Genomic DNA, 24,887 nt, shown 5'->3' with positions numbered 1-24,887 from the left:
GCGGCGATTGCGCGGCCACCGGAAAGGATGGCCGACAAGGGTTCGGCAACCAGCGCCACTACGCGACTGGTTACATTTGTTTACCCTATATCGGCTCGAAGCTAAGAAGATTTAGCGCGGATCACGCCTCGCTGGCGATCACCCGCTCGCGGAGTTCCCGCGGCATGGAAAAGGTGATCGTCTCGGCGCGACCGGAGAGTTCCTCCGGCACGCTGGCGCCATGTGCCCTGAGCTTGTCGATGACTCCAGCAACCAGAACCTCCGGCGCGCTGGCACCGGCGGTGATGCCGATGGTGCCGACTCCCGCAAGCCAGGCGGGATCGATCTGTTCGGCATCATCGATCAGATAGGCCGGCGTACCGACGCGCTCGGACAGTTCGCGCAACCGGTTGGAGTTGGAGCTGTTGACGCTGCCCACCACCAGCACCAGGTCCGAGTCGGCGGCCAGCTCGCGGACCGCGTCCTGGCGATTCTGGGTGGCGTAGCAGATATCGTCCTTGCGCGGCCCCTGGATCTCGGGGAAGTGCTCGCGCAGAGCATCGATCACCCTGGCGGTGTCGTCCATCGACAACGTGGTCTGGGTGACGAACGCCAGCCGCGAGGGGTCGCGTACCGGTAGCCTGGCGACGTCTTCCTCGTCCTCGACGAGATAGATCGCGCCGCCATGACTCTCGTCGTAGCGCCCCATGGTACCTTCGACCTCCGGATGGCCGGCGTGGCCGATCAGGATGCACTCCTGGCCGCGCTTGGCGTAGCGCAGCACTTCCATGTGCACCTTGGTCACCAGCGGGCAGGTGGCATCGAAGATCTTGAGCCCGCGACGCTCGGCCTCCTGCTGCACCGCCCGCGACACGCCGTGGGCCGAGAAGATCACGATGACGTCGTCGGGGATTTCATCGAGCTCCTCGACGAAGATCGCTCCCCGCTCACGCAGCGAGTCCACCACGAAGCGGTTGTGGACCACCTCGTGACGCACGTAAATGGGCGGTCCGAAGACATCGAGCGCGCGATTGACGATGTCGATGGCACGATCGACGCCGGCGCAGAAGCCGCGGGGATTGGCCAGCTTGATTTGCATAATGACCTCGCTTGATACGCTCGGATGTCGTGGTGAAAACCGACCCGGGCTCAATGAGTCGTGGCGGGTTTCACGTCCAGGATTTCCACCTCGAAGGTCAGGGTACGCCCTGCCAGCGGATGATTGAAGTCGACTTCGACATGGCGGTCGTCGACGCGGGCGATCACGCCGGGCAGTTCGCCACCGGCGGCATCGGCGAACGACATCACCGTACCGGGTTCCACGGCCTCCTCGAAAGCGTCACGGGAGAGGCGCTGCACGTTCTGCGGGTTGTGCTGGCCAAAGGCGTGTTCGGGGGAGATCTCGAAGGCACCGGTGTCGTTCGCCGCCATGCCCTTGAGCGGCGCTTCGAAGCCCGGCGGCAGGTTGCCGTCGCCGAGCTGAAACGTCGCCGGCTGCTTGTCCCGGGTCGAGTCCACCACTTCGCCGTCCTCGAGTTTCACCGTGAAGTGGAGCGTGACTTCCATGCCTTCGCCGACGCGGTAGTCGTGATCGTGCGGGTGGCCGTTCTCGCTCATGAGTCACCTCCTGTCGAGGAAGATTTGTCAGCCGAAGATTTATCCGTCGAAGCACTCTTGTCATTGTCGGCGGCGTGAGAGGCCTTCGGTCGACGCGAATCGAGCAGCGACTGCAGGATCAGGCCGACCGCTCCCAGCGTGATCGCCGTGTCGGCCAGGTTGAACGCCGGGTAGTACCAGCCGCCCCAGTGAAACGACAGATAGTCGACCACATAGCCGTGCACCAGTCGATCGTAGAGATTGCCGATGGCGCCGCCGATCACCAGGGTCAGCGAGATCGCGGTCAGCGTCTCGCCGCGCTTGAGTCGCGAGAGCCACACCGTCAGCCCCACGCTGGCGCCGATCGCGATCAGCGCGAACAGCCAGCGCTGCCAGCCGGCGTGCTCGGCCAGAAAGCTGAAGGCGGCGCCGGTGTTGTGCAGCAGCGTCAGGTTGAAGATCGGCAGCACTTCCAGTGGCCGACCGTAATCGAGATGCGCCGAAGCCAGCGCCTTGATGCCGAGATCGAGCACGATGACCACCAGCGATAGCCACAGCCAGCGCAGCGGGCGATGCATTCGATCGGTGGCGGGGTGGGAAGCGGAATCAGGCAAAGCGGCGTACCTCTCCCGGGCCATCCGGCAAGTTGGCGATGGAGCGCGCCGACAGCGTCGGGTGCTCGGGATTGGCGCCGACATCCGGCCGCCGCTCCCAGCTGCGCTCGTCCTTCTCGTACGGACTCATGCGTACCGCGACCTTGAGCCCCTCCAGCTCGGTGGACTTGGCATCGCCCGCTGCCGTCAACGGCTTCAGCGTGGCTTCGGAAGTGATCAGCACGAAACGCAGTTCGTCCTCGAAACGGGACAGCAGCGCGTGCAGTGCGTCGTCGACGTAGAGCGTCACCTCGCTGTCCAGGGCGCCCTTGATCACGCCCTCGTTGCGCGCATCCTCGAGCTGTTTGTTGACCGCCTGCTTGACCGCGATCACCTGTTCCCAGAACTGCCGCCCCATCTCGGCATTTTCAGGCAGCTGGCTCAGCCCGTCGTAATAGGTCTCGAGATGCACGCTCTCGCCACGCGCCCCGGGGATGTTCTCGTAGATCTCCTCGGCGGTGAACGAGAGGATCGGCGCGATCCAGCGCGCCAGCGCCTCGACGATATGATAGAGCGCCGTCTGGCAGCTGCGCCGCGCCAGCGAATCGGGCTGGGTGGTGTACTGGCGATCCTTGATGATGTCCAGATAGAACCCGCCCATGTCGCGGGCGCAGAAGTCGTGAACCTGCTGATAGACGTCACGGAACCGGTAGTCGCCATAGGCCTGCTGAATGCGTGCCTGCAGTTCGGCCGCGCGACCCACCGCCCAGCGATCCAGCGCCAGCATGTCGTCGAATGCGACGGCGTCGGTGGCCGGGTCGAATCCGGTCAGGTTGCCGAGCAGAAAGCGCGAGGTATTGCGGATTCGGCGATAGACATCGGCGGTGCGCTTGAGGATCTCGTCGGAGACCGCCATCTCGCCGGAGTAGTCGGTAGAGGCGACCCATAGGCGCAGGATGTCGGCCCCCAGCTTGTCCATCACCTGCTGCGGCGCGACCACGTTGCCCAGCGACTTGGACATCTTGCGGCCCTTCTCGTCCACGGTGAAACCGTGAGTCAGCAGCGCCTTGTAGGGCGGATGGCCATCGATGGCGCAACCGGTCAGCAGCGACGAATGGAACCAGCCGCGATGCTGGTCCGAGCCTTCGAGGTAGAGATCGGCCCGGGGCCCTTGCTCGTGGCCGAGCGCGTGGGAGCCGCGCAGCACGTGCCAGTGGGTAGTGCCGGAATCGAACCATACGTCGAGGGTATCGGTCACTTTTTCGTACTGGTCGGCCTCGTCGCCCAGCAGCTCGCGCGGGTCGAGCTTGAACCAGGCTTCGATACCATCGCGCTCGACATGTTCGGCGACGGTTTCCATCAGCTCGACGGTGCGCGGATGCAGCTCGCCGCTCGCCTTGTCGATAAAGAACGGGATCGGCACGCCCCAGTTGCGCTGCCGCGAGATGCACCAGTCGGGGCGGTTGGCGATCATCGCGTGCAGCCGCGCCTGCCCCCACCCGGGAATGAAACCGGTGGCGTCGACACCCGCCAGCGCCTTGTCGCGCAGCGTGCGACCATCGGCACCCTCGAGATCCATGCCCACGAACCACTGGGCCGTGGCGCGGTAGATGACCGGCGTCTTGTGACGCCAGCAGTGCATGTAGCTGTGGGTGATCCTGTCGTGGGCCATCAGCGCGCCGGCCTCTTCCAGCTTGGCGACGATCTGCGGATTCGCCTTCCAGATCATCTGGCCGCCGAACAGTGGCAGTGTCTCGACGTAGACGCCGTTGCTCTGCACCGGGTTGAGGATCTCGTCGAAGCTCATGCCGTAACGGCGGCAGGAGTGGAAGTCATCCTCGCCGTAGGCCGGCGCCGAGTGAACGATACCAGTACCGGCGCCCAGCTCGACGTAGTCGGCCAGATAGATCGGCGAGAGCCGGTCGTAGCCGCTCTCCAGTGCCGCCAGCGGATGCCGGAAAGCGATGCGCTCGAGACGTTCGCCCGGGGCGGTGGCGATGATCTCGCCGATCAGGCCGAAACGTTCCAGGCTCGATTCGACCAGTTCCTCGGCCAGCAGCAGCAGACGCTCGCCGGTATCGACCAGGGCGTAGGTGAACTCCGGGTGCACGTTCATCGCCTGGTTGGCGGGAATCGTCCATGGCGTGGTGGTCCAGATCACTGCCGCCGCCGGCTTGGCCAGCGAATCGAGCCCGAACGCCGCCGCCAGTCCGGCATCGTCGACCGCCGGGAAGGCGACATCGATCGCATCGGACTGCTTGTCCTGGTACTCGACCTCGGCTTCGGCCAGTGCCGAGCCGCAGTCGAAGCACCAGTTGACCGGCTTGAGTCCCTTGAACACGTAGCCACCCTTGACCATCTCGGCCAGAGCACGAATCTCGCCCGCCTCGTTGGCGAAGTTCATGGTCAGGTAGGGGTGGTCCCAGTCGCCCTGAACCCCGAGGCGCACGAAGCCTTCCTTCTGCACCTCGACCTGGGCGGCCGCGTACTCGCGGCAGAGCGCCCGGGCCTCGTCCGCCGGCAGGTGCTTGCCGTGGGTGGTCTCGACCTTGTGCTCGATGGGCAGGCCGTGGCAGTCCCAGCCGGGTACGTAGGGGGCATCGAAGCCGGCCAGGCTCTTCGACCTGACGATGAAGTCCTTGAGCAGCTTGTTGACCGCATGACCGATATGAATGCTGCCGTTGGCATAGGGAGGACCATCGTGGAGCACGAAGCGCTCGCGCCCCCGACGTGCCTCACGCAGTTTGGCGTAGAGGTTCATGTCGTTCCACTGCGCGATTCGGCCCGGCTCCCGCGCCGGCAGATTGCCGCGCATGGGGAAGTCGGTCGAGGGCAGATTCAGCGTGTGCTTGTAGTCGCTCATGGCTTTTTCGGTCCGCTCAGGGCTGATGTCGTGGCACTCGAGGTTGGTATCGTGGCGCTCGAGGCTATATTCGTGCCGCTCAGGACGCTATCCGCGAGGCCCGAGCGGTATTCGTGACGTTCAAGCTGTTCAGTCGCCGCCGGCGTCGTCGGGCGCCGCGTGCGCGGCCCCGCCGGGATTCGACGGTTCGGGTGGCAACGGTGCCGAGGCGAGCGGAAACCGTGCCTGAGGCAACGAGGCGGCGCAGAGTCCGCCGGCCGCGGCCTCGATCTCCGCCGGCCCCGGCTCGGGAGCCAACGAGCCCGACTGCTGTTCCGGCCGCGCAAAATAGCGGCGAGTGTTGTCGAGATCGCGATGGATCTGCGCGACCAGGGCGTCGAATTGGTCGAACTTGGCTTCGCCGCGCAACCGGGCGCAGGGAACGACGGTGAGCGTCTCGCCATAAAGGTCGAGCTCGCGATCCAGCAGATGTACCTCCAGCATCGGCTGATCGGCGCCCACGGTGGGACGCCAGCCGATGTTGGCCGCGCCCGCGACCCACTCCCCATCCGCCAGTCGGGTCGCGCAGGCGAACACGCCGCGCAGCGCCATGGGCCGCCGGGTCAGCGGGATGTTGGCGGTGGGCACGCCGATGGTGCGGCCCAACTGGCGGTCGCGGACGACCCGCCCCTGGTAGCCGTAAGGTCGGCCCAGCATCCGCGCGGCCTGGAAGAAATTGCCGCTGGCCAGCAGCGTGCGCACGCGGGTGCTCGAGACGCGCTCGTCGTCGAGGGTGAAGGTTCGGGTATGCTCGACGGCAAAGCCACGCTCGCGTCCGACGGCCTGCAGTAGCGTGAAGTCGCCGGCCCGGTCGCAACCGAAACGGAAATCGTCGCCCACCACCAGATGCTTCACCTGCAGACCGTCGATCAACACCCGCTCGATGAACTGCCGGGCAGTGAGGCTGCGCAAGGCATCGTTGAACGGCAGGCACAGGATCCGGTCGGCGCCATGAGCCTTGAGCAACGCCACCTTGTCGCGCAGCCGGGTCAGTCGCGGCGGCGCCTGGTCGCCGGCGAAGTACTCGCGCGGCTGCGGCTCGAAGATCACCACCGTGACCGGCAGCTTCTGCGACCGGGACAGCGTCTGCAACTGCTCGAGAATGGCCTGATGTCCAAGATGCACGCCATCGAAGTTGCCGATGGTCGCCACGCAGCCACGCGCCGCCTGGCCCTGCGGATCAGGGCTTCCGGGGGGCAAATTGTGCAGGCCTCGGATCAGTTCCATGGAGTCTGTTCCCGTTTCGACGCGAACCGCGTCGCTGCCTCGAAAAGCGTCAGTATAAACAAGGCCCCTTCCCCTATCAGCCGTGCAGGCGGAAGTCTCTCAGACGGACGCCGCTGAGCGCCAGCCAGCCAAAATAGATCACCGAACCGCCGATCACCAATGCCGTCAGCATGACGGCGCGATGCAGCGCACCCCAGGTCACCCAGGTGTGCCACTCCGGCGACAGCCACCATAGCGCGGCGCCCATCAGCAGGCAGCCGCCGACGACCTGGATGGCGTAGCGCCCCCAGCCGGGCTGGAACTTCAACACACCCTGACGGCGCAGTCCCAATCCCAGCAGCCCGGCATTGAGAAACGCCGACAGTGCCGTGGCGAGCGCCAACCCGGCGTGCGCCAACGGCACGATGAGCGCCAGGTTCATGACCATGTTGGCGAACATCGCCACGATGCCGATCTTGACCGGCGTCTTGGTGTCCTGGCGCGCAAAATAGCCCGGCGCCAGCACCTTGATCAGCATGAACGCCAGCAGCCCCAGTGCATAGGCCCGCAGGCTGCGCGCGGCCATGACCACATCGTGATCGGTCATCGCGCCGTAGTGGAACAGGCTGACCAGCAGCGGTTCGGCCAGCAGTATCAGCGCCAGCGCGGCCGGCAGCCCGATCAGCAGCACCATCCGCAACGCCCAGTCCAGCATGCGCGCGAAATGTTCCCGGGACTCGTCGGCATGCCGCTTGGAGAGCGCCGGCAAAATCACCGTGGCGATGGCGATCCCGAATACGCCCAGCGGCAGCTCCACCAGCCGATCGGAGTAGTAGAGCCAGGAGACACTGCCGGAGACCAGAAACGATGCCAGCACCGTATCCAGCAGCAGATTGATCTGCGAGACGGACACGCCGAACAGTGCCGGGGTCATCAATCGCAGAATGCGCCGGACGCCGGGGTGCCGGAACCGCGCCCGCGGCCGTGGCATCAGTCCCAGCCGGGCCAGGAACGGAAGCTGGAACAGCAACTGAGCCGCGCCGGCGATCAATACTCCCCAGGCCAGGCCCATGGCCGGGTCGTCCATCCAGGGCGTCAGCCAGACCGCCGCGCCGATCATGCAGACATTGAGCAGCACCGGCGTGAAGGCGGGTATCGCGAAGCGCTCCCAGGTGTTGAGCACGCTGCCGGCAAAGGCCGTCAACGAGATCAGCAGCAGATAGGGAAAGGTCAGCCGCAGCATGTCGGCGGTCAGTGCCAGCTTGCCGGGGTCCGCCTTGAAGCCGGGCGCGAAGAGCCATACCAGCCATGGCGCGGCAGCGATGGCCAGCGCCGTGATCAGCGCCAGCACGACGCTGAGGCTGCCGGAGACTGCATCGAGCAGTTCGCGAACCTCGGCCCGGGTGCGCTGGGTGGCGTACTCCGAGAGCACCGGCACGAAAGCCTGGTTGAATGCCCCTTCGGCGAACAGGCGACGCATGAAGTTGGGAATCTTGAACGCCACGAAAAACGCGTCCGCCCCGCTACCGGCACCCAGCAACGCGGCGATCACCACATCTCTCGCCAGGCCGAGCACGCGCGACAGCAGCGTCATCGTGCTGACGACCATGCCGGAGCGCAGCAGCCCGCGGCGAGAGACCGGGGTCGCAGTTCCCGCCGCCACCGCGTCGGCCACCGTCTCCTTGTCCGTCGTACCGTCCGCAGGTCCGTGCTGTTCGCTCATGCCGCGCCGTCGCTCACTTCAGGAAATCCCTCATCGCCCGCTGCGCTGCTCCCGTGGCGATCTCGAGCCGGTGCTACCGAGACCCTGGCTTCGATATCGTGACCTCGATGCCCGTGCCACGAAAGGCAGCCACAAAAAATCGCCGGGAGCGGCTCTTGGCGTCGCGCAGCGACAGCCCGCAGGGTGGCAGCCATGGATGGCAGGCCACAAAAAAACCGGCCGAAGCCGGTTTTTCGTCAAGCGCGTCCGGCTCAGGCAGCCAGCGCCTTAATTCGCTTGTTCAGGCGACTCTTGATACGCGCGGCCTTCTTCTTGGACATGGCGTCCTTGTCGGCGATGCGATCGATGACCGGCTGAGCGGCCTTGAACTCGGTGTTCGCCTGCGCCTGATCGCCAGACTGGATAGCCTTGATCACACGCTTGATATAGGTACGAACCATGGAACGCTGACTTGCGTTGAGCTTGCGGCGGTCTTCCGCCTGACGTGCGCGCTTACGCGCCTGCTTGGTATTCGCCACCGTCGACTCCTTGGAGATGTTGACAGTTAATTCTGTAAGTTAAATCACCCAGGACAGCCTCGAAACCGCTTCAGGCAACCCTGAATGATTCGGCCGAATGTTCAATGGCTCCCGAGCAACGCTTGGGGCCATTTTCGACTGCGTTTAGGCAGTCTTAACGGGCCATGTCTGAGAGGATGCGGGATTCTATCACAGGACCCACGGGGTATCCAGCAGAAACTGGTGCATCCGGATCGTTTCAGATCACCACCAGATTGTCTCGATGGATCAGCTCCGGCGCCTCCATGTAGCCCAGGATTTCGGCGATGCGCTGACTGGGCTGTCCAACGAGCCGAGCAGCGTCGGCGCTCGAGTAGTTGACCAAGCCTTTGGCCACTCGCGCGCCCCGCTCGTCGACACACACCACCATGTCGCCACGTCGAAAGGTGCCCTCGACCTGCTTGACACCCACCGGCAACAGGCTCGACCCCTGGCCACGCAGCACCTTGACCGCGCCGGCATCCAGGGTCAGCGTGCCGCGCACCTGCAGCTGTCCCGCAAGCCAACGCTTGCGAGCCGCCAGCGGCGCGTGATCCGGATACAGCAGCGTCCCCAGCGACTCGCCCTCGAGCAGCCGGTTCAGCACCGCCGCCTGGCGCCCGCTGGCGATCGCGGTGACCGCGCCGGAACGGGCCGCCAGCCGGGCCGCCCGCAACTTGGTCGCCATGCCGCCTCGGCCCAGCACACCTCCACCACCGGCGACCGCATCGAGGCCGGGATCGTCCGCCCGGGCTTCGTCGATCAGTCTGGCATCGGCGTTGTGGCGCGGATCGGCATCGAACAGGCCCTCCTGGTCGGTCAGGATCAGCAGCGCATCGGCCTCGAGCAGATTGGCCACCAGTGCCCCCAGGGTATCGTTGTCGCCGAAGCGGATCTCGTCGGTCACCACGGTGTCGTTCTCGTTGATCACCGGGATCACGCCGAGCTGCACCAGGGTGCGCAGCGCCGAGCGCGCATTGAGGTAGCGCTTGCGGTTAGAAAGATCGTCGTGGGTCAGCAATACCTGGGCACTGCGCAGGTCGTGGCGGGCGAAATGCGTTTCGTAGCACTGGGACAAGCCGCTCTGGCCGACGGCGGCGGCCGCCTGCAGCTCGTGCACGGCCGTCGGCCGCGCGTGCCACCCCAACCGCACCATGCCTTCGGCGATGGAGCCGGATGAGACCAGCACGACCTCGACACCGCGCCGATGCAGCTCTGCCATCTGGTCGACCCAGCCACCAATGGCCGCGTCGTCGAGCCCGCGCCCATCGTTGGTCAGCAAGGCGCTGCCGATCTTGACCACGACCCGCCGCGCGCCTTCGAGGACACCGCGCCCCATGCGTCCATCCGTCGCCATCTCAATCTCCGTCCGACATGACCCACGAAGGGTTCAACGGGTATATTCCACTTCGACATCGTGATCGTCGTCGTCATCGTCGAACTCCTCGACGACTTCGCCACGCTTGACGCGCAGACGGGTCTGATGCGCTTCCACCCGCTCCACCGACTCGGCCTCCATGCGCCGACGCATCTCGCGCTCGCGCTCCGCGGCCTCTTCGTCATCGTTTTCCAGCTGTCGCTGTTCGGTGAGCCAGCGGTGCGCCGACTGCACCAGGTCGTCCGTGCCTTCGCTGGAGATCGCCGAAATCCGGAACACCGGCCCCTGCCAGTCGAGTCGCGAGACGATGTCCGCCACCCGCGCCTCACGATCCTCCGCCGGCAGCAGGTCGAGCTTGTTGATCACCAGCCAGCGCGGCAGCTCGGCCAGCGTCGGCGAGAACTGCGACAGCTCCCGGGCGATCGCCTCGACCGCCGCCACCGGATCGGACTCGTCGAACGGCGCGGCATCGACCACATGCAGCAGCAGTCGCGTGCGGGTGAGGTGCTTGAGAAAGCGCAGCCCGAGCCCGGCGCCATCCGAGGCCCCTTCGATCAGCCCTGGCACATCCGCCATCACGAAGTGCTCATGCGTGCCGAGCTTGACGACCCCCAGATTGGGCACCAGCGTGGTGAAGGGGTAGTTGGCCACCTTCGGCTTGGCCGCGGAGACCGCCCGGATCAATGTGGACTTGCCGGCGTTGGGCAGCCCCAGCAGCCCCACGTCGGCCATCACCTTCATCTCCAGGCGCAGCTTGCGCCGCTCGCCGTCGGTGCCCGGCGTGGTCCGGCGCGGCGAGCGATTGGTCGAGGACTTGAAATGGATATTGCCAAGCCCTCGGCGCCCACCCTGGGCCACCAGCACGACCTGACCCTCGGAGGTCACGTCGGCAATCACTTCGAGAGTGTCCTCGTCGATCACCGTGGTACCCACCGGCACCTTGACGTGCAAGTCGTCGCCGGCCTTGCCGCTCATCTGGCGCCCCTGCCCCTGCTGGCCGCTCTGGGCCTTGTAGAAGCGCTGGAACTTGAAGTCGATCAGGGTGTTCAGCGACTCGTCGCCGATCAGATAGACATTGCCGCCATGGCCGCCGTCGCCACCATCGGGGCCGCCCTTGGGCACGTACTTTTCGCGCCGGAAGCTGAGACAGCCGTTGCCGCCCCTGCCAGCTTCGACGGTGATCGAGGTTTCATCGACGAACTGCATGTCACTCTCCCGGCGGCGAGCGCCGCGCGCGTGGATACCGCATGATATTGCCGCAACAACGAAAAAGCCCCGCCTGAGCGGGGCTTTTCACACAAGGTCCGTGATGTCTCAGGCGGAGACTACACTCACGAACTTGCGGTTTCTCGGGCCTTTCTGTTCGAACTTGATGACGCCGTCATTCAGTGCGAACAGGGTGTGGTCCTTGCCGATCCCCACACCGCTACCCGGATGGAACTTGGTGCCGCGCTGACGGACGATAATGTTACCGGCCGTAGCCTTCTGTCCACCGTACAGCTTGACACCCAGGCGTTTGGATTCGGAATCGCGACCGTTGCGCGTACTACCGGCGGCCTTCTTATGAGCCATGGCGAATACCTCTCTCTGGGGGAATGTCCCGCTTAAGCGGAGATTCCGGTGATCTTGACTTCAGTGAACCACTGACGGTGGCCCTGACGCTTCATGTGATGCTTACGACGGCGGAACTTGATGATTTGAACCTTGTCGCCGCGGCCGTGAGAAACGATTTCAGCGGCCACCTTGGCGCCGCCGACCAACGGTGCGCCGACCTTGATGTCGTCACCGTCGGCGACCAGCAGAACCTGATCGAACTCCAGGGTCTCGCCGGTCGGCACTTCCAGCTTCTCGAGCTTCAGTGTCTGACCTTCCTGCACGCGGTATTGCTTACCGCCGCTCTTGATAACAGCGTACATAACTCTTTCTCCAGGGCTTTTGGAGCCGAAGCTCGTCGGCCAAGCTCATCGGTACGAATCGCTCTTTCATCGACCTGCGTCGAGTGGTGCCCCTTCCGGCAACCATCTGACAGGGAGCATGATGAGTTGGGCGGCGGATTATAACGATTGCAGCGAAACCAGGCAAGCCCTTGCGCCGCCAATATCCGTCGATGTCGGCGAAGGCGCGAAACGGGCCCGTCGCCGTGCCTCCGTCGGTTGACGCACCTGTAGGCGCCACCTAGCATACCCCCTCACATCGCCTCTCTCGGCCCGACTCAGAGCGGCCCCACCCGATTCATTGACAAGCCGACCATGCAATCCAACGCTGCATCCATCCATGCATCGGTGGCTGAGGACTTCGCCGCCGTCAATCGCACGATCCTCGCTCAATTGGCGTCGCGAATACCGCTGGTCGAGACCATCGGCCAGTACATCATCGAAAGTGGTGGCAAGCGGCTGCGTCCGTTGCTGGTGCTCCTGGCGGCGCGCGCACTCGACTACCCCGGCGACAAGCACGTCACCCTGGCGACCCTGATCGAGTTCATGCACACCTCCACACTGCTGCACGACGACGTCGTCGACGAGTCCAGCCGGCGGCGTGGCAAGGCCACCGCCAACGACACCTGGGGCAATGCGCCCTCGGTGCTGGTCGGCGACTTTCTCTATTCGCGCTCGTTCCAGATGATGGTCGAGGTCGGGTCGATGCGGATCATGCAGATACTCTCCGGCGCCACCTGCGTGATCGCCGAGGGCGAAGTCCAGCAACTGACCAACATCGGCAATGCCGACATCGAAGAGTCGGATTACTTCGATACCATCCAGGGCAAGACCGCGATGCTGTTCGAGGCGGCTTCCCACAGCGGCGCCATCCTCGCCGACGCCAGCGCCGAGCAGGAGCAAGCGCTCAAGCTCTACGGCCGTTACCTGGGGCTCGCGTTCCAGTTGATCGACGACCTGCTCGACTATCAGGGCGACGCCGACACCATGGGCAAGAATGTGGGCGACGATCTCGCCGAGGGCAAACCGACACTACCGCTGATTCACGCCATGCGCGAAGGAACGCCGGAGCAGTCGGCACTGATCCGTCAGGCGATCACCGACGGCGGCCTGGAGCAACTGGCGGACGTGCTGGCGATCGTGCGCGAAACCGGCGCTCTCGACTATACCCAGCGTCGCGCCGAGGAGATGGCCGAGAAGGCCCGGGAACAGCTGAAAATCCTGCCGCCGAGCCCTTATCGCGACAGCATGGAAACACTGACGCGGGTGGCCGTCGAGCGGGACGTCTAAAAGGCAGCACGATCAGGGTTGCACCGCGCCCTTTGATGAGTATAATTCACCTCCGTCGAACAGCCCCAACCGGCACGAATCGACGATTTGATCGGAATATAGCTCAGCTTGGTAGAGCGCTGCCTTCGGGAGGCAGAGGTCGTAGGTTCGAATCCTGCTATTCCGACCACAAAACACCGTAAAAACCGCCACTTAGGAAATCCCTTCGTGGCGGTTTTTCTTTGCGCGCTCGTCTAGGTTCCAAATAGGTTCCAAGTGAACCGTTAGTGCCTTGCGGCTTGGATCGCGCCAGGGGCTCACCGAAGCCTGCCGGCCCCACCTAAGAAGCATGGGCAAGCGCGTCTACACTCCCTAAAGTGATACAGGAGAGTGATGCCGGAAACTGGCTGGAGCAAATCAAGGCACTCCAGCTCGGGTAGCACGGGCAGAGTCGACAGAGCCGGCGCCTTGAGGCGCCGCGCATCGGGCAGAATCTTCACCTCTCGCCACCAGCGCTTGCCAAGGGGCCCGTCCGCCACCGGCCTACCCGCCAGGAGAATCCTCATGTTCACATGGCTTCGCACCACCACCATCGCGCTCTGTCTGGCCTTGGCCGGCGCCGCGCAGGTCAGCGCACAGGACAGCGAGGCACCGCCCCCCTGGCCGGCGAAAGCCATCGAGGCGTCCCAGGCGCAGTGCCGCGCCAACATCACCGCCAGTGGCATCGAGGGGCCCAAGGTCGAGCGCTACTGCGAATGCGCCACCAAGGCGCTGCAGGCGCGTTTTTCCGCGGCGGAGGTCCGCAAGATGCAACGCAACTACGACCCAGGCGATGGCGAAGACAGCCGCCCCCCCGAGCTGGACAAGACGCTCGACCAGTGCTCGCCGGTTCTCGAATCCCAATAGCCGCCGGGCTGCCCAAGCCTCGCAGCCGCGACGCGATTGTCCTGAAGATGAGAGGGTGAGTAGGTAAGCACAGCGAGCCGCGCCACCGCAGCGGCCATCTTGGAACGCCCCGCCTGTCGGTACGCCATGGCAGGCGCCAGCGACCGTCGACCTCGAGGACACGATGTCATGACGCACGATACCGCAGGCCGGCCGCACCGGGATCGGCGCCATCGGCTTCCCGTCCGGCTCTGGCACTGGTTCAACCTTTGGTGCCTGATCGTACTGCTGATGAGCGGCTTGCAGATATTCAACGCTCACCCTGCCCTCTACTGGGGCAGCGCTTCGGATTTCTCCGATCCCTGGCTGGAGATGTACGCCATCCGCGGCGCCGGCGGCGAGATCCAGGGCCAGACCGCACTCGGTCCCTGGGTCTTCGATACCACCGGCGTGCTCGGCTACTCCGGCCACGGCGATCAGGCCAGCGTGCGTGGATTCCCCGCCTGGCTGACCCTGCCGAGCTATCAGTACCTGACCATGGGACGACTCTGGCATTTCTTCTTTGCCTGGCTGTTCGCCGGCGCTGGCGCGATCTTCGCTCTCTACGCCCTGTTCAGTGGCCACCTGAAACGGGATCTCTGGCTGCCGGCGGCGCAGTGGCGCGGCCTGGGCCGCGATATCCTCGATCATCTCCGCCTGCGCTTCCACACGGCTCACGGGCACTACAACGGGCTGCAGAAACTCAGCTATCTCGGCGTGCTGTTCGTCGCCCTGCCGCTGATGATCCTGACCGGCCTGTGCATGTCGCCCACTCTCAACGCTGCCGCTCCCTGGCTGCTCGATCTCTTCGGTGGCCGCCAGAGCGCACGCTCGATCCACTTCATCGTCGCCGGCTCGCTGGTGGCGTTCGTGGCGATCCACCTGCTGATGGTGATACTCAGCGGCCCGATTCGCCAGGTCCGCGACATGGTCACCGGTGGCAGGCGTCAATCCGGCGCCACCGACACGGTTCGAGGAGATCGTCATGAAACACCGTGATACCGGCTCCCGCGGGCTGCCGCGAAGGCGCTTCCTGCAGCGGATGACGTTGGGCGCCGCCACGCTGGGGCTGGCCGGCTGCGATCGACTGTCAGGTAACGACCGCGTGGTGGAAACCCTGGGTCTGGCCGAGCGGCTGAACCTGCGCGTGCAACGCTTCCTGGCCGGGGAGCGCGGCCTGGCGCCGGAGTACCCGGCCTCGATGATCGACGAGACCTTTCGCCCCAACGGCTCCACCGACCCGCAGGCACCACGCTATCGGGAACTTGCCGCCAACCGGTTTCGCGACTGGCGCCTGGAGATCGGCGGCATGGTAGACAACCCGCTGTCGCTATCGCTGGATGCGCTGCAGGCGCTACCGGCCAGGACCCAGATCACGCGCCACGACTGCGTCGAGGGCTGGAGCGCCATCGGCCAGTGGCGCGGCCCGGTGCTGGCCGACCTGCTCGACCGCGCCGGCGTCGGGCCTCGGGCCCGCTACGTGGTCTTCCACTGCATGGATCAGTTGGGCGGCGAGGACTATTACTACGAGAGCCTGGATCTGAGCGAGGCGCGTCATCCGCAGACGATACTTGCCTACTCGCTCAACGACGAGCCGCTACCCATCGCCAACGGCGCACCGCTGCGACTGCGCGCGGAGCGCCAGCTAGGGTACAAGATGGCGAAGTATCTCTCCTCGATCACGTTGGTCGAGAGCTTCGAGTCCATCGCGGGAGGCGCGGGCGGCTACTGGGAGGACCGAGGCTATACCTGGTATGCCGGCATCTGAGGGCGGCGATACCGTCGTGCCCCGCCGGGGCGATGCTTGACAATCCCGCGCGATCGACTGAACTCGAGATAGCGGCTTTTTCAGAAAACTTAGCCCGATGGCCGCCCCACGATTCGCAAGGAGAAGGATTCTCATGCCAGCTATCCACGCCACTCGCGCGCTTCGCCTGGCGCTGTTCGGCCTGACCGTCGGCTGTTTCGCCGCCAGTGCCCTCGCAGCGCAGGACACCCCCAACCATCTGCGCGGCACCATCACGGCCGTCGACGACGACGGCATCACCGTCGAGTCCCTCACCGATGGCAGCAGCCATCGGGTGACAATCGGCGACGACACCCGACTCGCCGCCGTCAGCAAGAGTAGCCTCGACGAAATAGAAGAGGGAACGTTCATCGGCACCGCCAATATGCCCGGCGAGGACGGGCAGCCGGCGAAAGCGCTGGAGATGGTGATCTTCCCGGAATCGATGAAAGGCACCGGCGAGGGCGACTACCCCTGGGACATGCCACGTGGCGCCACCGAGGGCGGATCCGGCGGTGAAAAACTGGGCGGCAGCGGCAGTGGCTCGACCATGACCAATGGCACCGTCAGTTCCACCGACGGTGGTGACAAGATGGGTGGAACCTCCAGCGGCTCGACCATGACCAACGGCACCGTCAGCGCCACCGACGGCGGTGGCAAGATGGGCGGGGCCTCTAGTAGTTCGACCATGACCAATGGCACCGTGAACCGTGCCGCCGACGAAGACGGCATGATGACGCTGACCGTCGACTATGGTGATGGCAGCAAGCAGATCCGCGTGCCGAGCGATGTTCCCACCGTGAAGGTCAGCAAGGGCTCCAGGGACGATCTCAAGCAGGATGCGGCGGTCTTCGTCGCCGGAGACATCACCCAGGATCCGATCGAGGCCAAAGTGGTCATCGTCGGGCTCGATGGTACCGTGCCTCCGATGTAAACCGCTGCCGCAGCCGGCCACGCCTTCCCGCCTGGCCGCTGACGAGACTCGCTCAGACGTCGTCGCGCCTCTCCTGCCGGCGACGTTCCCTGTTGCGCCGATAGCGCCTCACCAGCGCCAGCCACCCGGCAGCCACCAGCATGGCGGCAAGCGTCACGCCCTGCCACGGTCTCGCCTCATCCCCCAGCACGGTTTCCAGCGTGATGATCAGGATGAAGCCCGTCGCCTGGCTGGCGATGGCCATTCGCCGCAGGCCGTCCCGTTGACTTGTCCCCGCCATGCCTTCTCCTCAAGCCCCGGAATGGACGCCGGCGCAGTGTAACGCCGTTGACCTGGCATGCCGAATCCTTCAGTGCTTAAGGCCGCCCCCGGTTTAGGCTAGAATGCGTCGCCCATTCGATCCGTTCCCGCAGCGTACACACGACCGAGGCACCATGAGCGACTTCTCTCCCGGCCAGCGTTGGATCAGCGACGGCGAAACCGAGCTCGGACTCGGCACCATCCTCACCGTCGATGCACGCAGCGTTACCGTGCTATTCACCGCCAGTCAGGAAACCCGCACCTACAGCGCCCGCCAAGCCCCCCTGACCCGGGTCGTATTCGGGCCTGGCGATCGCATCGATACCGCCGACGGCGGACAACTGGCCGTCGAGCACGTCGAGGAGCGCGATGGGTGCGTGATCTATCATGGCCAGACCGACGACGGCGAGACCGTGTCGCTCAGCGAAGCCAAGCTCTCCGACAGCATGCGTTTCCACCAGGCCCAGGACCGCCTGCTGACCGGGCAGGTCGATCGCAACGACTGGTTCGAATTGCGCTACCGCTCGCTGCATCACCACCAGCGCATCGCTCGCAGTCCGGCGCTGGGGCTCGCGGGCCCCCGTATCGATCTGATCCCCCACCAGCTGTATATCGCCGACGAGGTGTCACGGCGTCACGCGCCGCGGGTGTTGCTCGCCGACGAGGTCGGGTTGGGCAAGACCATCGAAGCGGGCTTGATCCTGCATCGTCTGTTGTTGACCGGTCGCGTCGATCGCGCCCTGATCCTGGTGCCCTCCAGCCTGACGCATCAGTGGTTGATCGAATTGCTGCGCCGCTTCTCGCTGTCGGTCACCCTGCTCGACGAAGCCCAGAGCGAGGCGTTCGACGAAGAGAACCCGTTCGAGAGCGGCCAGTGCATCCTGGCCAGCCAGGAGTGGCTGTTCGCCAACCCCCACCGGCAACGCCAGGTCGAGGAGTGCCAGTGGGACCTGCTGATCGTCGACGAGGCGCATCACCTCGACTGGTCGCCGCAGGCGGAAGGGCCAGGGTATGCCTGCATCGAGAGGCTCTCGGCGCGTATCGCGGGCCTTCTGCTGCTGACCGCGACGCCGGAACAGATGGGGCTGGAGAGCCATTTCGCCCGACTGCGTCTGCTCGACCCGGACCGCTATCACGATCTGGAGCGTTTCCGTGAAGAGGAGGCTGGTTACACGGCCGTGGCGGCGGCGATCGAGGCCCTCGAGCAGCTACCGGGAGACGCCGCCGCACGCGATCGCATCGGTGCCATCATCGACGACGGCGACAGCCGCGCGCTGCTCGAAACGTTGCTGAATCCCGAAAGCGATATCGATCAGCAGCAGAGCGCCCGACGCCAGCTACGCGAACAGCTACTGGATCGCCATGGCACCGGTCGCGTCATGTTCCGCAACAGTCGGCGTCATGTGGGAGGGTTCCCCGAGCGTCACCTCCATGTCGCGTCGCTGCCGATGCCCGCGGCCTACCGTGAACAGTTTCAGGAGCTGCGCGAGGGCAATGACCATTTTGCCGCCCGCCTGACCGCTGCCGATCTGGACACCCACGACGCTCGCCTCTATCCCGAAGCGGCATACCGCGCCCTGCACGATGACGCGATCCACGCCGACACGCCATGGTGGCAGTTCGACCCCAGGGTCGAATGGCTGATCGACCAGGTCGAAACACTGGGCAGCCAGCAGAAAGTCCTGGTGATCGCCCATCGACGTCAGACCGCGGTGAATCTGGCCGAGGCGATGCGAGTGCGAGCAGGCATCCAGGCGCCGGTCTTCCATGAAGAGATGAGTCTGGTCGAGCGCGACCGCGCGGCAGCCGCTTTCGCCGACGACGATAGCGGCTGCCAACTGCTGATCTGCTCGGAGATCGGCTCGGAGGGGCGTAACTTCCAGTTCTGCCACCACTTGGTGATGTTCGATCTGCCGTGGCATCCCGATCTCCTCGAGCAGCGCATCGGACGGCTCGACCGTATCGGCCAGCTGCACCCCATCGATATCCATGTTCCGGTGATCGACGGCAGCCCCTCCGAGGTGTTGCTGCGCTGGTACCGGGATGGACTCGCTGCATTCGAGGCCCCGCACGCCGCGGGCGGTGACGTGCTCGAGGCCTTCGGCGACGCCCTGCGCGAAAGCCTCGACGACGGTCATGAAGAGAGTAACGGCCTGGACTCCCTGATCGAGGAGACTCGCGCCTTCAACGACGCCCGCCTCGCCGAGCGCGAAGCCGGTCGCAACCGCCTGCTGGAGTGGAATGCCTGCCGCCCCGAGCGGGCCGACGCGGTGATCAGCACGGTCGTGGAGCAGGACAACGACAGTGCCCTGCCGCGCTACGTCGACCAGGCGCTGGATGTATTCGGCGTCGATGGGCGGGATCTCGGCAATGGGCTGATGCATCTCGCCCCGGGGTCACACATGATCGACAGCCTTCCCGGTCTGGCCCAGGGCGACGAGGGATTTACCGTCACCTACTCGCGGACCAGAGCGCTGGCACGCGACGATATCCAGCGTCTTTCCTGGGAACACCCGCTGGTCATGACCGTGATGGAGCGCGTGCTCGACTCCAGCCTCGGCAACACCGCGCTCGCCCTGCTCAAGCACCCCAGCATCCCCGGCGGCAGACTGATGCTCGAGCTGATCTATCGCACCCACTGCCCGGCGCCGCGCAGACTGCAGCTGGGACGCTTCCTGCCGGATACCGGGATCCGCGTTCTGCTCGACGAGAGCGGTACCAACCTGTCGGACAAGGTCACGTTCAGCGGACTCTCCCGCAACCTCCAGCGGGTCAAGAAAGGCGTTGCCAGGGAGCTGCTGAAGTCGCGCCACGATCAGCTCCGGGAACTGCTGGCAGAGGGGGAGCGGGAAGCACGACGCGAGTTGCCGACGCTGGTCGAGCGCGCCCAGCGGGAGATGCGGGAAACGCTGGACCTGGAACTCTCGCGGCTCAAGGCACTGGCGCGACACAACGGCGCCATCCGCGACGATGAGCTACGGGCGATGAGCGACGAGCGGCACGCACTCGACACCGTCATCGAGAGCGCAACGCTGCGTCTCGATGCGGTGCGCGTGATCGTCACCGTCGACAAGGATGCGCGCTAGTCGGCGCCCGCGACGCCCTGCCAGGAAAGCGGCAATCGCCACCCGCCGGTCAGCGGGAAACGATGGCCGCCAGCGCCTCGTCCAGGGTGGGATAGCGGAAGGTGAAACCGGCTTCCTGCAACCGTCGCGGCAGCATGCAGGCGCCGGTCAGCAGCAGTCGGGACATCTCTCCCAGCCCGAGCTTCAGGAGCGGCGCGGGAACGCATAGCGCTGCGGGGCGATGCAGATGGCGCCCCATGGCACGGGTGAATTCGGCATTGGTCACCGGGTTGGGCGCCGAGCCGTTGAAAGCCCCGCTCAACGCGGATTCCTCGAGCAGGAATTCGATCGCGCCGACCAGATCCTCCCGATGGATCCACGGCATGTACTGCCGCCCGCTGCCGAGACGTCCGCCCAACCCTGCCTTGAACGCCGGCATCATCTTGGCCAGCGTGCCGCCGCCGGCATCCAGCACCAGCCCGGTGCGCAGGCAGGCGACTCTCACCCCGAACGCTTCGGCCTTGACGGCTTCCGCTTCCCAGGCCCGACACAGGCGATGGGCGAACTCGTCGTGGGGCGGGGTTTCCTCGGTCACCTCGCGGTCGCCCTGATCGCCGTAGAACCCCATGGCCGAACCGGAAACGAGCACCCGCGGCGCCTGTCCTTGCTGCGCCAGATGCTCGCACAGCGCAACGACATCCCGCGTGGCGTGTCGCCGCGATTCGACCAGGCGCGTCTTCTGAGGATCGCTCCAGCGCCGGTCTGCGATCGGTTCGCCGGCCAGATTGACGATGGCCTCCGGCGAGGAAGATGCGAAATCCGTGGCATCGTCGCCTATGCAAACGTCATGGGGAAGCCGCTGGCGGGCCCGCTCGGGGTCTCGGGAGACCACCATCACCTCATGGCCGGCCACCAGGGCCCGCTCGATCAACCGTCGTCCGACGAACCCCGTGCCACCCGTGATCAACAAGCGCATGGTCGTTACTCCCGGTCATATCAAAGTTGTACAATATTCACAGGTTAGCAGCCGGGACGCCTACACGCGCTCGTCGACGCCGATCTGCTCCCCTACCGGACTGGAAGCGGCCCTACCTCATCCGCCACGACGCTTCCGCCACGCCGTACCAGCGACACCCACTGACGAGCGCCCTTCGAGTCGCCAGGGCAGGAGCTCCAGGCATGGGTCGCCCCTCATCGCGCTCGCCTCCAGGGAGACGAGCGAGTCCTGCCTCGAAACGCCCCCGAAGCGAGAGCCGCCGCCCTGGCCGGCCAGGGCGTCACCCGGACCTGATCCCTGCCACCGTTCACCGCGGCTGGCGGGCACCCGCGGGCTAGGCCCCGGGTCAGATCGAGGAGGTCGCGAGACGACACCCGGTTTGTCTGGGATGACCCGACTCGGTCGCCCAGCCACCTGCGTTCATCGCCACCGCCGAATCGCGAGCATCGCTTCGGTCAGCCGCTGTGCATTGCATCGATGTTGTACAAAACACTTGAACCGTACAACATCTTCACCCATCCTTGGAGCATCGAGACGACATCCATCGTCTCGTCACGACTCGTCGAAGTCATCGGCTGCGTGGCGCCCGGCGCCCAACCAGGGTGACGGTGACAAGGCATCAGGGCATCATGGCACGTTGAAACGACTGCAGATTGATGAGGTGCGGCCCCGATAGATGACCGCGCCGATGTTCTGGACCGCTCTAGCCCGCGATGATGACTCGCTATATTGATATGGACCAACCAATTCGACGAGACGGCGCACGCAGAGACCTCATGGGAGGACTTGCATGACTTATCAGGCAATGGATTCCAGTGCCGCGCCGCTCTACCCGATTCGTGAAGTATCGCGACTCACTGGAGTCAACTCCGTCACGTTGCGCGCCTGGGAACGGCGCTACGGCTTGATCCGTCCCCAGCGCACGCCGAAGGGCCACCGCCTCTACGGACGCAACGACATCGAGCGCGTCGAGCGCATTCTGCAGTGGCTCAACCGGGGCGTCCCGGTCAGTCAGGTGCGCGAGCTGCTCGACCAGCCGGAGACCGTGGAGACGCCCGCTCCCCAGATGGGAGATTGGGCCAGTCAGCGCCAGCATGTGATTCAGGCCGTCGAAGCGCTGGACACCGGCCGACTGGAAGTGCTGTTCAATCAGAGTCTGTCGCTCTACCCGGTCGGCCTGTGCATCGCCGAGCTGTGGCAGCCCGTCGTTTCCCAGCTCGAGGAGCGCTGGGGAGAGCAGTACGGCGCCACACTGCAGCGCCGCCTGCTGGAGTCCTTCCTGCGTACCCGCATCGGGACGCGAATCTACCATGCCAACCAGTTGAGCAACGCAGGCACGGTATTGGTAGCGCGGCTGCCGGATGACGATAGCGGATTCTGGTCACTGTTGATGGGTCTGGCGGCGTCGGCCTCGGGCTATCGCGTTCAGTTGATCGATGGGGAGATGCCGTTGAGCGAGTTCCCGCTCGCCGTCGAACGCCTCGACACCGAAGCGCTCCTGCTTGCCAGCGGCCACGCCGAGCGCAGCGACGTCATCCGCCGCCAGCTGCCGCGTCTGGCGGAACAGTGCGAGGCACCGGTGTGCCTGGTGGGCCCGGTTGCCCGCATTCGCGCCAGCGACCTCGAGAACACCGCCGTCGCCGTGCTCGGCGAAGACATGAGCCAGGCGTTGAGTCGGATGCGAGCGATGATCGACTCCCGCACCTGACTGGTAGCGCCGGCCGAGAGCTCGCCGACATGACCGGTACCGGGGGTGGCAGTGCCATTGCCACGCGGGCAGGCAGCACACGGCGCATGGATGCGCCGTTCATTTACCGGTAACAGGGAAGTGCCCATGTCAGCGACGCAACTGGTCTGGTTCCGCAATGACCTCAGGACTCTCGATCACACGGCGTTGAGCGCGGCGGCCATGAAAGGACCCGTGGTCGGCATCTATCTTGCCTGCAGGCAACAGTGGCGAAGCCATGGCCATGGCGCCAACAAGATATCGTTTCTGCATCGTGGCGTCATCGCGCTGGCGGAGAAGTTGAAAGCGCTCAACATTCCGCTGCTGTATCGCGATATCGATGATTTCGATGCCGCCCCCGGGACACTGCTGGAGGCGGCTCGTCGAATCGACGCCCAGGCGCTTCATTTCAATCGTGAGTACCCCCTCGACGAGCAGCGCCGTGACGAAAGGGTGACCGACGAGTTCACCCAGGCGGGTCTGGCCCTCTTCGACTACACCGATCACATCGCCTTCGAGCCAGGCGAACTGCTGACCGGACAAAATGAGTACTACAAGGTCTTCACGCCGTTCTCCAGGGCCTGGCATCAGCGCGTCGGTGCCGATCAACTGGCGCTGCGCGACACGCCCCGGCGTCAGGCCAGGCTGGACATCGCCAGTGACCGGATTCCGGCGCTCGCCGAGCGGGACCGCTCCGACATCGTCCCCCCTCAACCGTCGAAGATCCAGGAGGCGCCCTGGCCGGCTGGCCAGGAAGCGGCCGCCGATCGTCTGGCCGATTTTTTGCGGCAGCGGGCGCGCCGCTACAACGACGATCGCGATTTTCCCGCCATTGCCGGTACCAGTGAGCTCTCCGCCTATCTCGCTACCGGCATGATCTCTCACCGCCAGTGCCTGCAAGCGGTGATGGCCAACAACGGTGGCCACCTGGCCGATGGGGACGCCGGCCTGGCGAGCTGGACCAATGAACTGGTCTGGCGCGAGTTCTATCAGCATATCGCGGTCGGTTTTCCCCGCGTCTGTCGCCACCGGCCCTTCAAGCTCGAGACCGACAAGTTGAACTGGCGCCACAGCGACAAGGATTTCGCAGCGTGGTGCGAAGGCCGTACCGGCTTTCCGCTGGTCGATGCCGCGATGCGCCAACTGGTCGCCACCGGCTGGATGCACAACCGGCTGCGCATGGTGACGGCGATGTTCCTGAGCAAGCACCTGCTGCTCGACTGGCGGCGGGGCGAGGCCTTCTTCATGGAGCATCTGGTGGATGGCGACTTCGCTTCCAACAACGGCGGCTGGCAGTGGGCCGCATCGACCGGTACCGATGCTTCGCCCTACTTCCGGATCTTCAACCCGACGACGCAGTCGCGGCGCTTCGATCCGGAGGCGACATTCATCGCCCAATGGCTTCCGGAGCTGGCCGATCTGCCGGCCAAGAATCGCCACGAACCCAGCGCGGAACAGCGCCACAAGACAGGCTATCCCCCGGCCATCGTCGACCACAAGTTCGCCAGAGAGCGGGCGCTCGAAGCGTTCAAGAATCTAGGCTGATACCGACACGACGCCAATCACGATTCAGGAAGCCTCCAATGACAGCATCCGACGCGCCCACCATCGAATCGTTGACACATTTCTGCACCCTCTTCCAGCCCCTGACGTCCAGCGGCTTGCCCGCCCTCGAAGAGTGCTACAGCGACGATGTCGATTTCGCCGACCCCCTGCATCGCCACGTCGGCCGCGACAACCTGATGGCCTATTACGCCGATCTGATGGAAGGCGTCCGTCACTGCCATTTCGAATTCCATGACCGCCAGCTTCTCGGTGCCACCAGTTTTTTGACCTGGACCATGGAGTTGGCGCATCCAAGGTTGCGTGGCGGACGTAACATCAGCGTGGCTGGCTGCTCCCACCTGCAGTGGCAGGGTCAACGGGTCTGCCGTCATCGCGATTACTTCGACGTCGGGGCCATGCTCTACGAACACCTGCCCGTGGTGGGATGGATGGTCAAGGGCGTCAAGAAGCGGCTCTGAAGCATCGGCCACCAC

The 24,887-nt window shown here is 65.1% G+C and carries 22 protein-coding genes and 1 tRNA gene; 10 read left to right on the top strand and 13 right to left on the bottom strand.

The window, feature by feature from the left end; translation table 11 throughout:
- Positions 1–121: 121 nt before the first annotated feature.
- The 11 genes from ispH to rplU all read right to left on the bottom strand — a co-directional run bounded on the left by ispH (position 122) and on the right by rplU (position 11,829).
- Positions 122–1,078: a 4-hydroxy-3-methylbut-2-enyl diphosphate reductase gene (gene ispH / locus DOM45_RS19770; protein ID WP_110603404.1), complete on the bottom strand. Its 957-nt coding sequence runs from the start codon at positions 1,076–1,078 to the stop codon at positions 122–124.
- A 50-nt stretch (positions 1,079–1,128) separates the two neighbouring features.
- A complete protein-coding gene (fkpB, locus tag DOM45_RS19765; protein WP_110603402.1) occupies positions 1,129–1,596 on the bottom strand; it encodes an FKBP-type peptidyl-prolyl cis-trans isomerase in 468 nt (155 codons plus the stop codon).
- Entirely contained in the window at positions 1,593–2,213 is a 621-nt protein-coding gene (gene lspA, locus DOM45_RS19760) for a signal peptidase II (RefSeq protein ID WP_425353342.1), read from the bottom strand. The genes fkpB and lspA overlap by 4 nt, the downstream gene beginning before the upstream one ends.
- The gene (ileS, locus tag DOM45_RS19755) at positions 2,182–5,031 is read right to left on the bottom strand and encodes an isoleucine--tRNA ligase (protein WP_110603398.1); all 2,850 of its coding nucleotides are present in this window, start codon (positions 5,029–5,031) and stop codon (positions 2,182–2,184) included. The genes lspA and ileS overlap by 32 nt, the downstream gene beginning before the upstream one ends.
- Positions 5,032–5,160: 129 nt before the next feature.
- Complete coding sequence (gene ribF, locus DOM45_RS19750; RefSeq protein ID WP_110603397.1) at positions 5,161–6,297, bottom strand: bifunctional riboflavin kinase/FAD synthetase; 1,137 nt, start codon at positions 6,295–6,297, stop codon at positions 5,161–5,163.
- 76 nt (positions 6,298–6,373) lie between these two features.
- Entirely contained in the window at positions 6,374–7,885 is a 1,512-nt protein-coding gene (gene murJ, locus DOM45_RS19745) for a murein biosynthesis integral membrane protein MurJ (RefSeq protein WP_240612479.1), read from the bottom strand.
- 365 nt (positions 7,886–8,250) lie between these two features.
- Positions 8,251–8,517: a 30S ribosomal protein S20 gene (gene rpsT / locus DOM45_RS19740; protein ID WP_110603393.1), complete on the bottom strand. Its 267-nt coding sequence runs from the start codon at positions 8,515–8,517 to the stop codon at positions 8,251–8,253.
- 238 nt (positions 8,518–8,755) lie between these two features.
- Positions 8,756–9,892 carry a glutamate 5-kinase gene (gene proB / locus DOM45_RS19735; RefSeq protein WP_110603391.1) on the bottom strand — a complete coding sequence of 379 codons (1,137 nt, stop codon included), beginning with the start codon at positions 9,890–9,892 and terminating at the stop codon, positions 8,756–8,758.
- Between the two features lie 33 nt (positions 9,893–9,925).
- Positions 9,926–11,119 (bottom strand): GTPase ObgE, encoded by a 1,194-nt coding sequence (obgE, locus tag DOM45_RS19730; RefSeq protein WP_110603389.1) that lies wholly within the window; start codon positions 11,117–11,119, stop codon positions 9,926–9,928.
- Between the two features lie 108 nt (positions 11,120–11,227).
- Positions 11,228–11,485: a 50S ribosomal protein L27 gene (gene rpmA, locus DOM45_RS19725; protein WP_110603387.1), complete on the bottom strand. Its 258-nt coding sequence runs from the start codon at positions 11,483–11,485 to the stop codon at positions 11,228–11,230.
- A gap of 32 nt (positions 11,486–11,517) precedes the next feature.
- Complete coding sequence (gene rplU / locus DOM45_RS19720) at positions 11,518–11,829, bottom strand: 50S ribosomal protein L21 (RefSeq protein WP_110603385.1); 312 nt, start codon at positions 11,827–11,829, stop codon at positions 11,518–11,520.
- Between the two features lie 333 nt (positions 11,830–12,162).
- On the opposite strand from rplU, the gene ispB reads away from it, so the two are divergent.
- The 6 genes from ispB to DOM45_RS19690 all read left to right on the top strand — a co-directional run bounded on the left by ispB (position 12,163) and on the right by DOM45_RS19690 (position 16,760).
- Positions 12,163–13,137, top strand: coding sequence for an octaprenyl diphosphate synthase (gene ispB, locus DOM45_RS19715; protein WP_110603383.1), 975 nt, complete (start codon positions 12,163–12,165; stop codon positions 13,135–13,137).
- A 92-nt stretch (positions 13,138–13,229) separates the two neighbouring features.
- Positions 13,230–13,306 (top strand) — tRNA-Pro (locus DOM45_RS19710).
- Positions 13,307–13,680: 374 nt separating this feature from the next.
- Positions 13,681–14,022 (top strand): hypothetical protein, encoded by a 342-nt coding sequence (locus DOM45_RS19705; RefSeq protein WP_110603381.1) that lies wholly within the window; start codon positions 13,681–13,683, stop codon positions 14,020–14,022.
- A gap of 168 nt (positions 14,023–14,190) precedes the next feature.
- Complete coding sequence (locus DOM45_RS19700) at positions 14,191–15,039, top strand: cytochrome b/b6 domain-containing protein (RefSeq protein ID WP_110603380.1); 849 nt, start codon at positions 14,191–14,193, stop codon at positions 15,037–15,039.
- Positions 15,026–15,808: a molybdopterin-binding protein gene (locus tag DOM45_RS19695; protein ID WP_110603378.1), complete on the top strand. Its 783-nt coding sequence runs from the start codon at positions 15,026–15,028 to the stop codon at positions 15,806–15,808. Before DOM45_RS19700 ends, DOM45_RS19695 begins: the two co-directional genes overlap by 14 nt.
- Before the next feature lie 133 nt (positions 15,809–15,941).
- On the top strand, positions 15,942–16,760 hold the full coding sequence (locus DOM45_RS19690) for a metal ABC transporter permease (protein ID WP_110603376.1): 819 nt from the start codon (positions 15,942–15,944) through the stop codon (positions 16,758–16,760).
- 52 nt (positions 16,761–16,812) lie between these two features.
- On the opposite strand, the gene DOM45_RS19685 is transcribed toward DOM45_RS19690, so the two are convergent.
- Positions 16,813–17,040, bottom strand: a complete 228-nt coding sequence (locus DOM45_RS19685; RefSeq protein ID WP_110603374.1) for a hypothetical protein — start codon at positions 17,038–17,040, stop codon at positions 16,813–16,815.
- 154 nt (positions 17,041–17,194) lie between these two features.
- Here DOM45_RS19685 and rapA point away from each other — a divergent pair, with 154 nt between their 5' ends.
- Positions 17,195–20,146: an RNA polymerase-associated protein RapA gene (rapA, locus tag DOM45_RS19680; RefSeq protein WP_110603372.1), complete on the top strand. Its 2,952-nt coding sequence runs from the start codon at positions 17,195–17,197 to the stop codon at positions 20,144–20,146.
- A gap of 49 nt (positions 20,147–20,195) precedes the next feature.
- On the opposite strand, the gene DOM45_RS19675 is transcribed toward rapA, so the two are convergent.
- A complete protein-coding gene (locus DOM45_RS19675) occupies positions 20,196–21,101 on the bottom strand; it encodes a TIGR01777 family oxidoreductase (protein WP_110603370.1) in 906 nt (301 codons plus the stop codon).
- An 811-nt stretch (positions 21,102–21,912) separates the two neighbouring features.
- Here DOM45_RS19675 and DOM45_RS19670 point away from each other — a divergent pair.
- From DOM45_RS19670 to DOM45_RS19660, 3 genes are all read left to right on the top strand, one after another.
- Positions 21,913–22,830 carry a MerR family transcriptional regulator gene (locus tag DOM45_RS19670; RefSeq protein WP_110603368.1) on the top strand — a complete coding sequence of 306 codons (918 nt, stop codon included), beginning with the start codon at positions 21,913–21,915 and terminating at the stop codon, positions 22,828–22,830.
- A 126-nt stretch (positions 22,831–22,956) separates the two neighbouring features.
- Positions 22,957–24,393, top strand: a complete 1,437-nt coding sequence (gene phrB / locus DOM45_RS19665; RefSeq protein WP_110603367.1) for a deoxyribodipyrimidine photo-lyase — start codon at positions 22,957–22,959, stop codon at positions 24,391–24,393.
- Between the two features lie 38 nt (positions 24,394–24,431).
- Positions 24,432–24,872, top strand: a complete 441-nt coding sequence (locus tag DOM45_RS19660; protein ID WP_110603365.1) for a nuclear transport factor 2 family protein — start codon at positions 24,432–24,434, stop codon at positions 24,870–24,872.
- The last annotated feature ends 15 nt before the right edge of the window (positions 24,873–24,887 follow it).

It is taken from the genome of Salinicola lusitanus (assembly GCF_003206045.1).
Classification (GTDB): Bacteria; Pseudomonadota; Gammaproteobacteria; order Pseudomonadales; family Halomonadaceae; genus Salinicola; species Salinicola lusitanus.
Note: the sequence above shows the minus strand (reverse complement) of the source record. Positions and strands in the feature narration are given on the sequence as shown.

Coding starts and splice junctions, on each gene's coding strand:
- ispH (WP_110603404.1), bottom strand. CDS start 1,078: ATGCAAATCAAGCTGGCCAATCCCCGCGGCTTCTGCGCCGGCGTCGAT.
- fkpB (WP_110603402.1), bottom strand. CDS start 1,596: ATGAGCGAGAACGGCCACCCGCACGATCACGACTACCGCGTCGGCGAA.
- lspA (WP_425353342.1), bottom strand. CDS start 2,213: ATGGCCCGGGAGAGGTACGCCGCTTTGCCTGATTCCGCTTCCCACCCC.
- ileS (WP_110603398.1), bottom strand. CDS start 5,031: ATGAGCGACTACAAGCACACGCTGAATCTGCCCTCGACCGACTTCCCC.
- ribF (WP_110603397.1), bottom strand. CDS start 6,297: ATGGAACTGATCCGAGGCCTGCACAATTTGCCCCCCGGAAGCCCTGAT.
- murJ (WP_240612479.1), bottom strand. CDS start 7,885: ATGGTCGTCAGCACGATGACGCTGCTGTCGCGCGTGCTCGGCCTGGCG.
- proB (WP_110603391.1), bottom strand. CDS start 9,892: ATGGCGACGGATGGACGCATGGGGCGCGGTGTCCTCGAAGGCGCGCGG.
- obgE (WP_110603389.1), bottom strand. CDS start 11,119: ATGCAGTTCGTCGATGAAACCTCGATCACCGTCGAAGCTGGCAGGGGC.
- rpmA (WP_110603387.1), bottom strand. CDS start 11,485: ATGGCTCATAAGAAGGCCGCCGGTAGTACGCGCAACGGTCGCGATTCC.
- rplU (WP_110603385.1), bottom strand. CDS start 11,829: ATGTACGCTGTTATCAAGAGCGGCGGTAAGCAATACCGCGTGCAGGAA.
- ispB (WP_110603383.1), top strand. CDS start 12,163: ATGCAATCCAACGCTGCATCCATCCATGCATCGGTGGCTGAGGACTTC.
- DOM45_RS19705 (WP_110603381.1), top strand. CDS start 13,681: ATGTTCACATGGCTTCGCACCACCACCATCGCGCTCTGTCTGGCCTTG.
- DOM45_RS19700 (WP_110603380.1), top strand. CDS start 14,191: ATGACGCACGATACCGCAGGCCGGCCGCACCGGGATCGGCGCCATCGG.
- DOM45_RS19695 (WP_110603378.1), top strand. CDS start 15,026: ATGAAACACCGTGATACCGGCTCCCGCGGGCTGCCGCGAAGGCGCTTC.
- DOM45_RS19690 (WP_110603376.1), top strand. CDS start 15,942: ATGCCAGCTATCCACGCCACTCGCGCGCTTCGCCTGGCGCTGTTCGGC.
- DOM45_RS19685 (WP_110603374.1), bottom strand. CDS start 17,040: ATGGCGGGGACAAGTCAACGGGACGGCCTGCGGCGAATGGCCATCGCC.
- rapA (WP_110603372.1), top strand. CDS start 17,195: ATGAGCGACTTCTCTCCCGGCCAGCGTTGGATCAGCGACGGCGAAACC.
- DOM45_RS19675 (WP_110603370.1), bottom strand. CDS start 21,101: ATGCGCTTGTTGATCACGGGTGGCACGGGGTTCGTCGGACGACGGTTG.
- DOM45_RS19670 (WP_110603368.1), top strand. CDS start 21,913: ATGACTTATCAGGCAATGGATTCCAGTGCCGCGCCGCTCTACCCGATT.
- phrB (WP_110603367.1), top strand. CDS start 22,957: ATGTCAGCGACGCAACTGGTCTGGTTCCGCAATGACCTCAGGACTCTC.
- DOM45_RS19660 (WP_110603365.1), top strand. CDS start 24,432: ATGACAGCATCCGACGCGCCCACCATCGAATCGTTGACACATTTCTGC.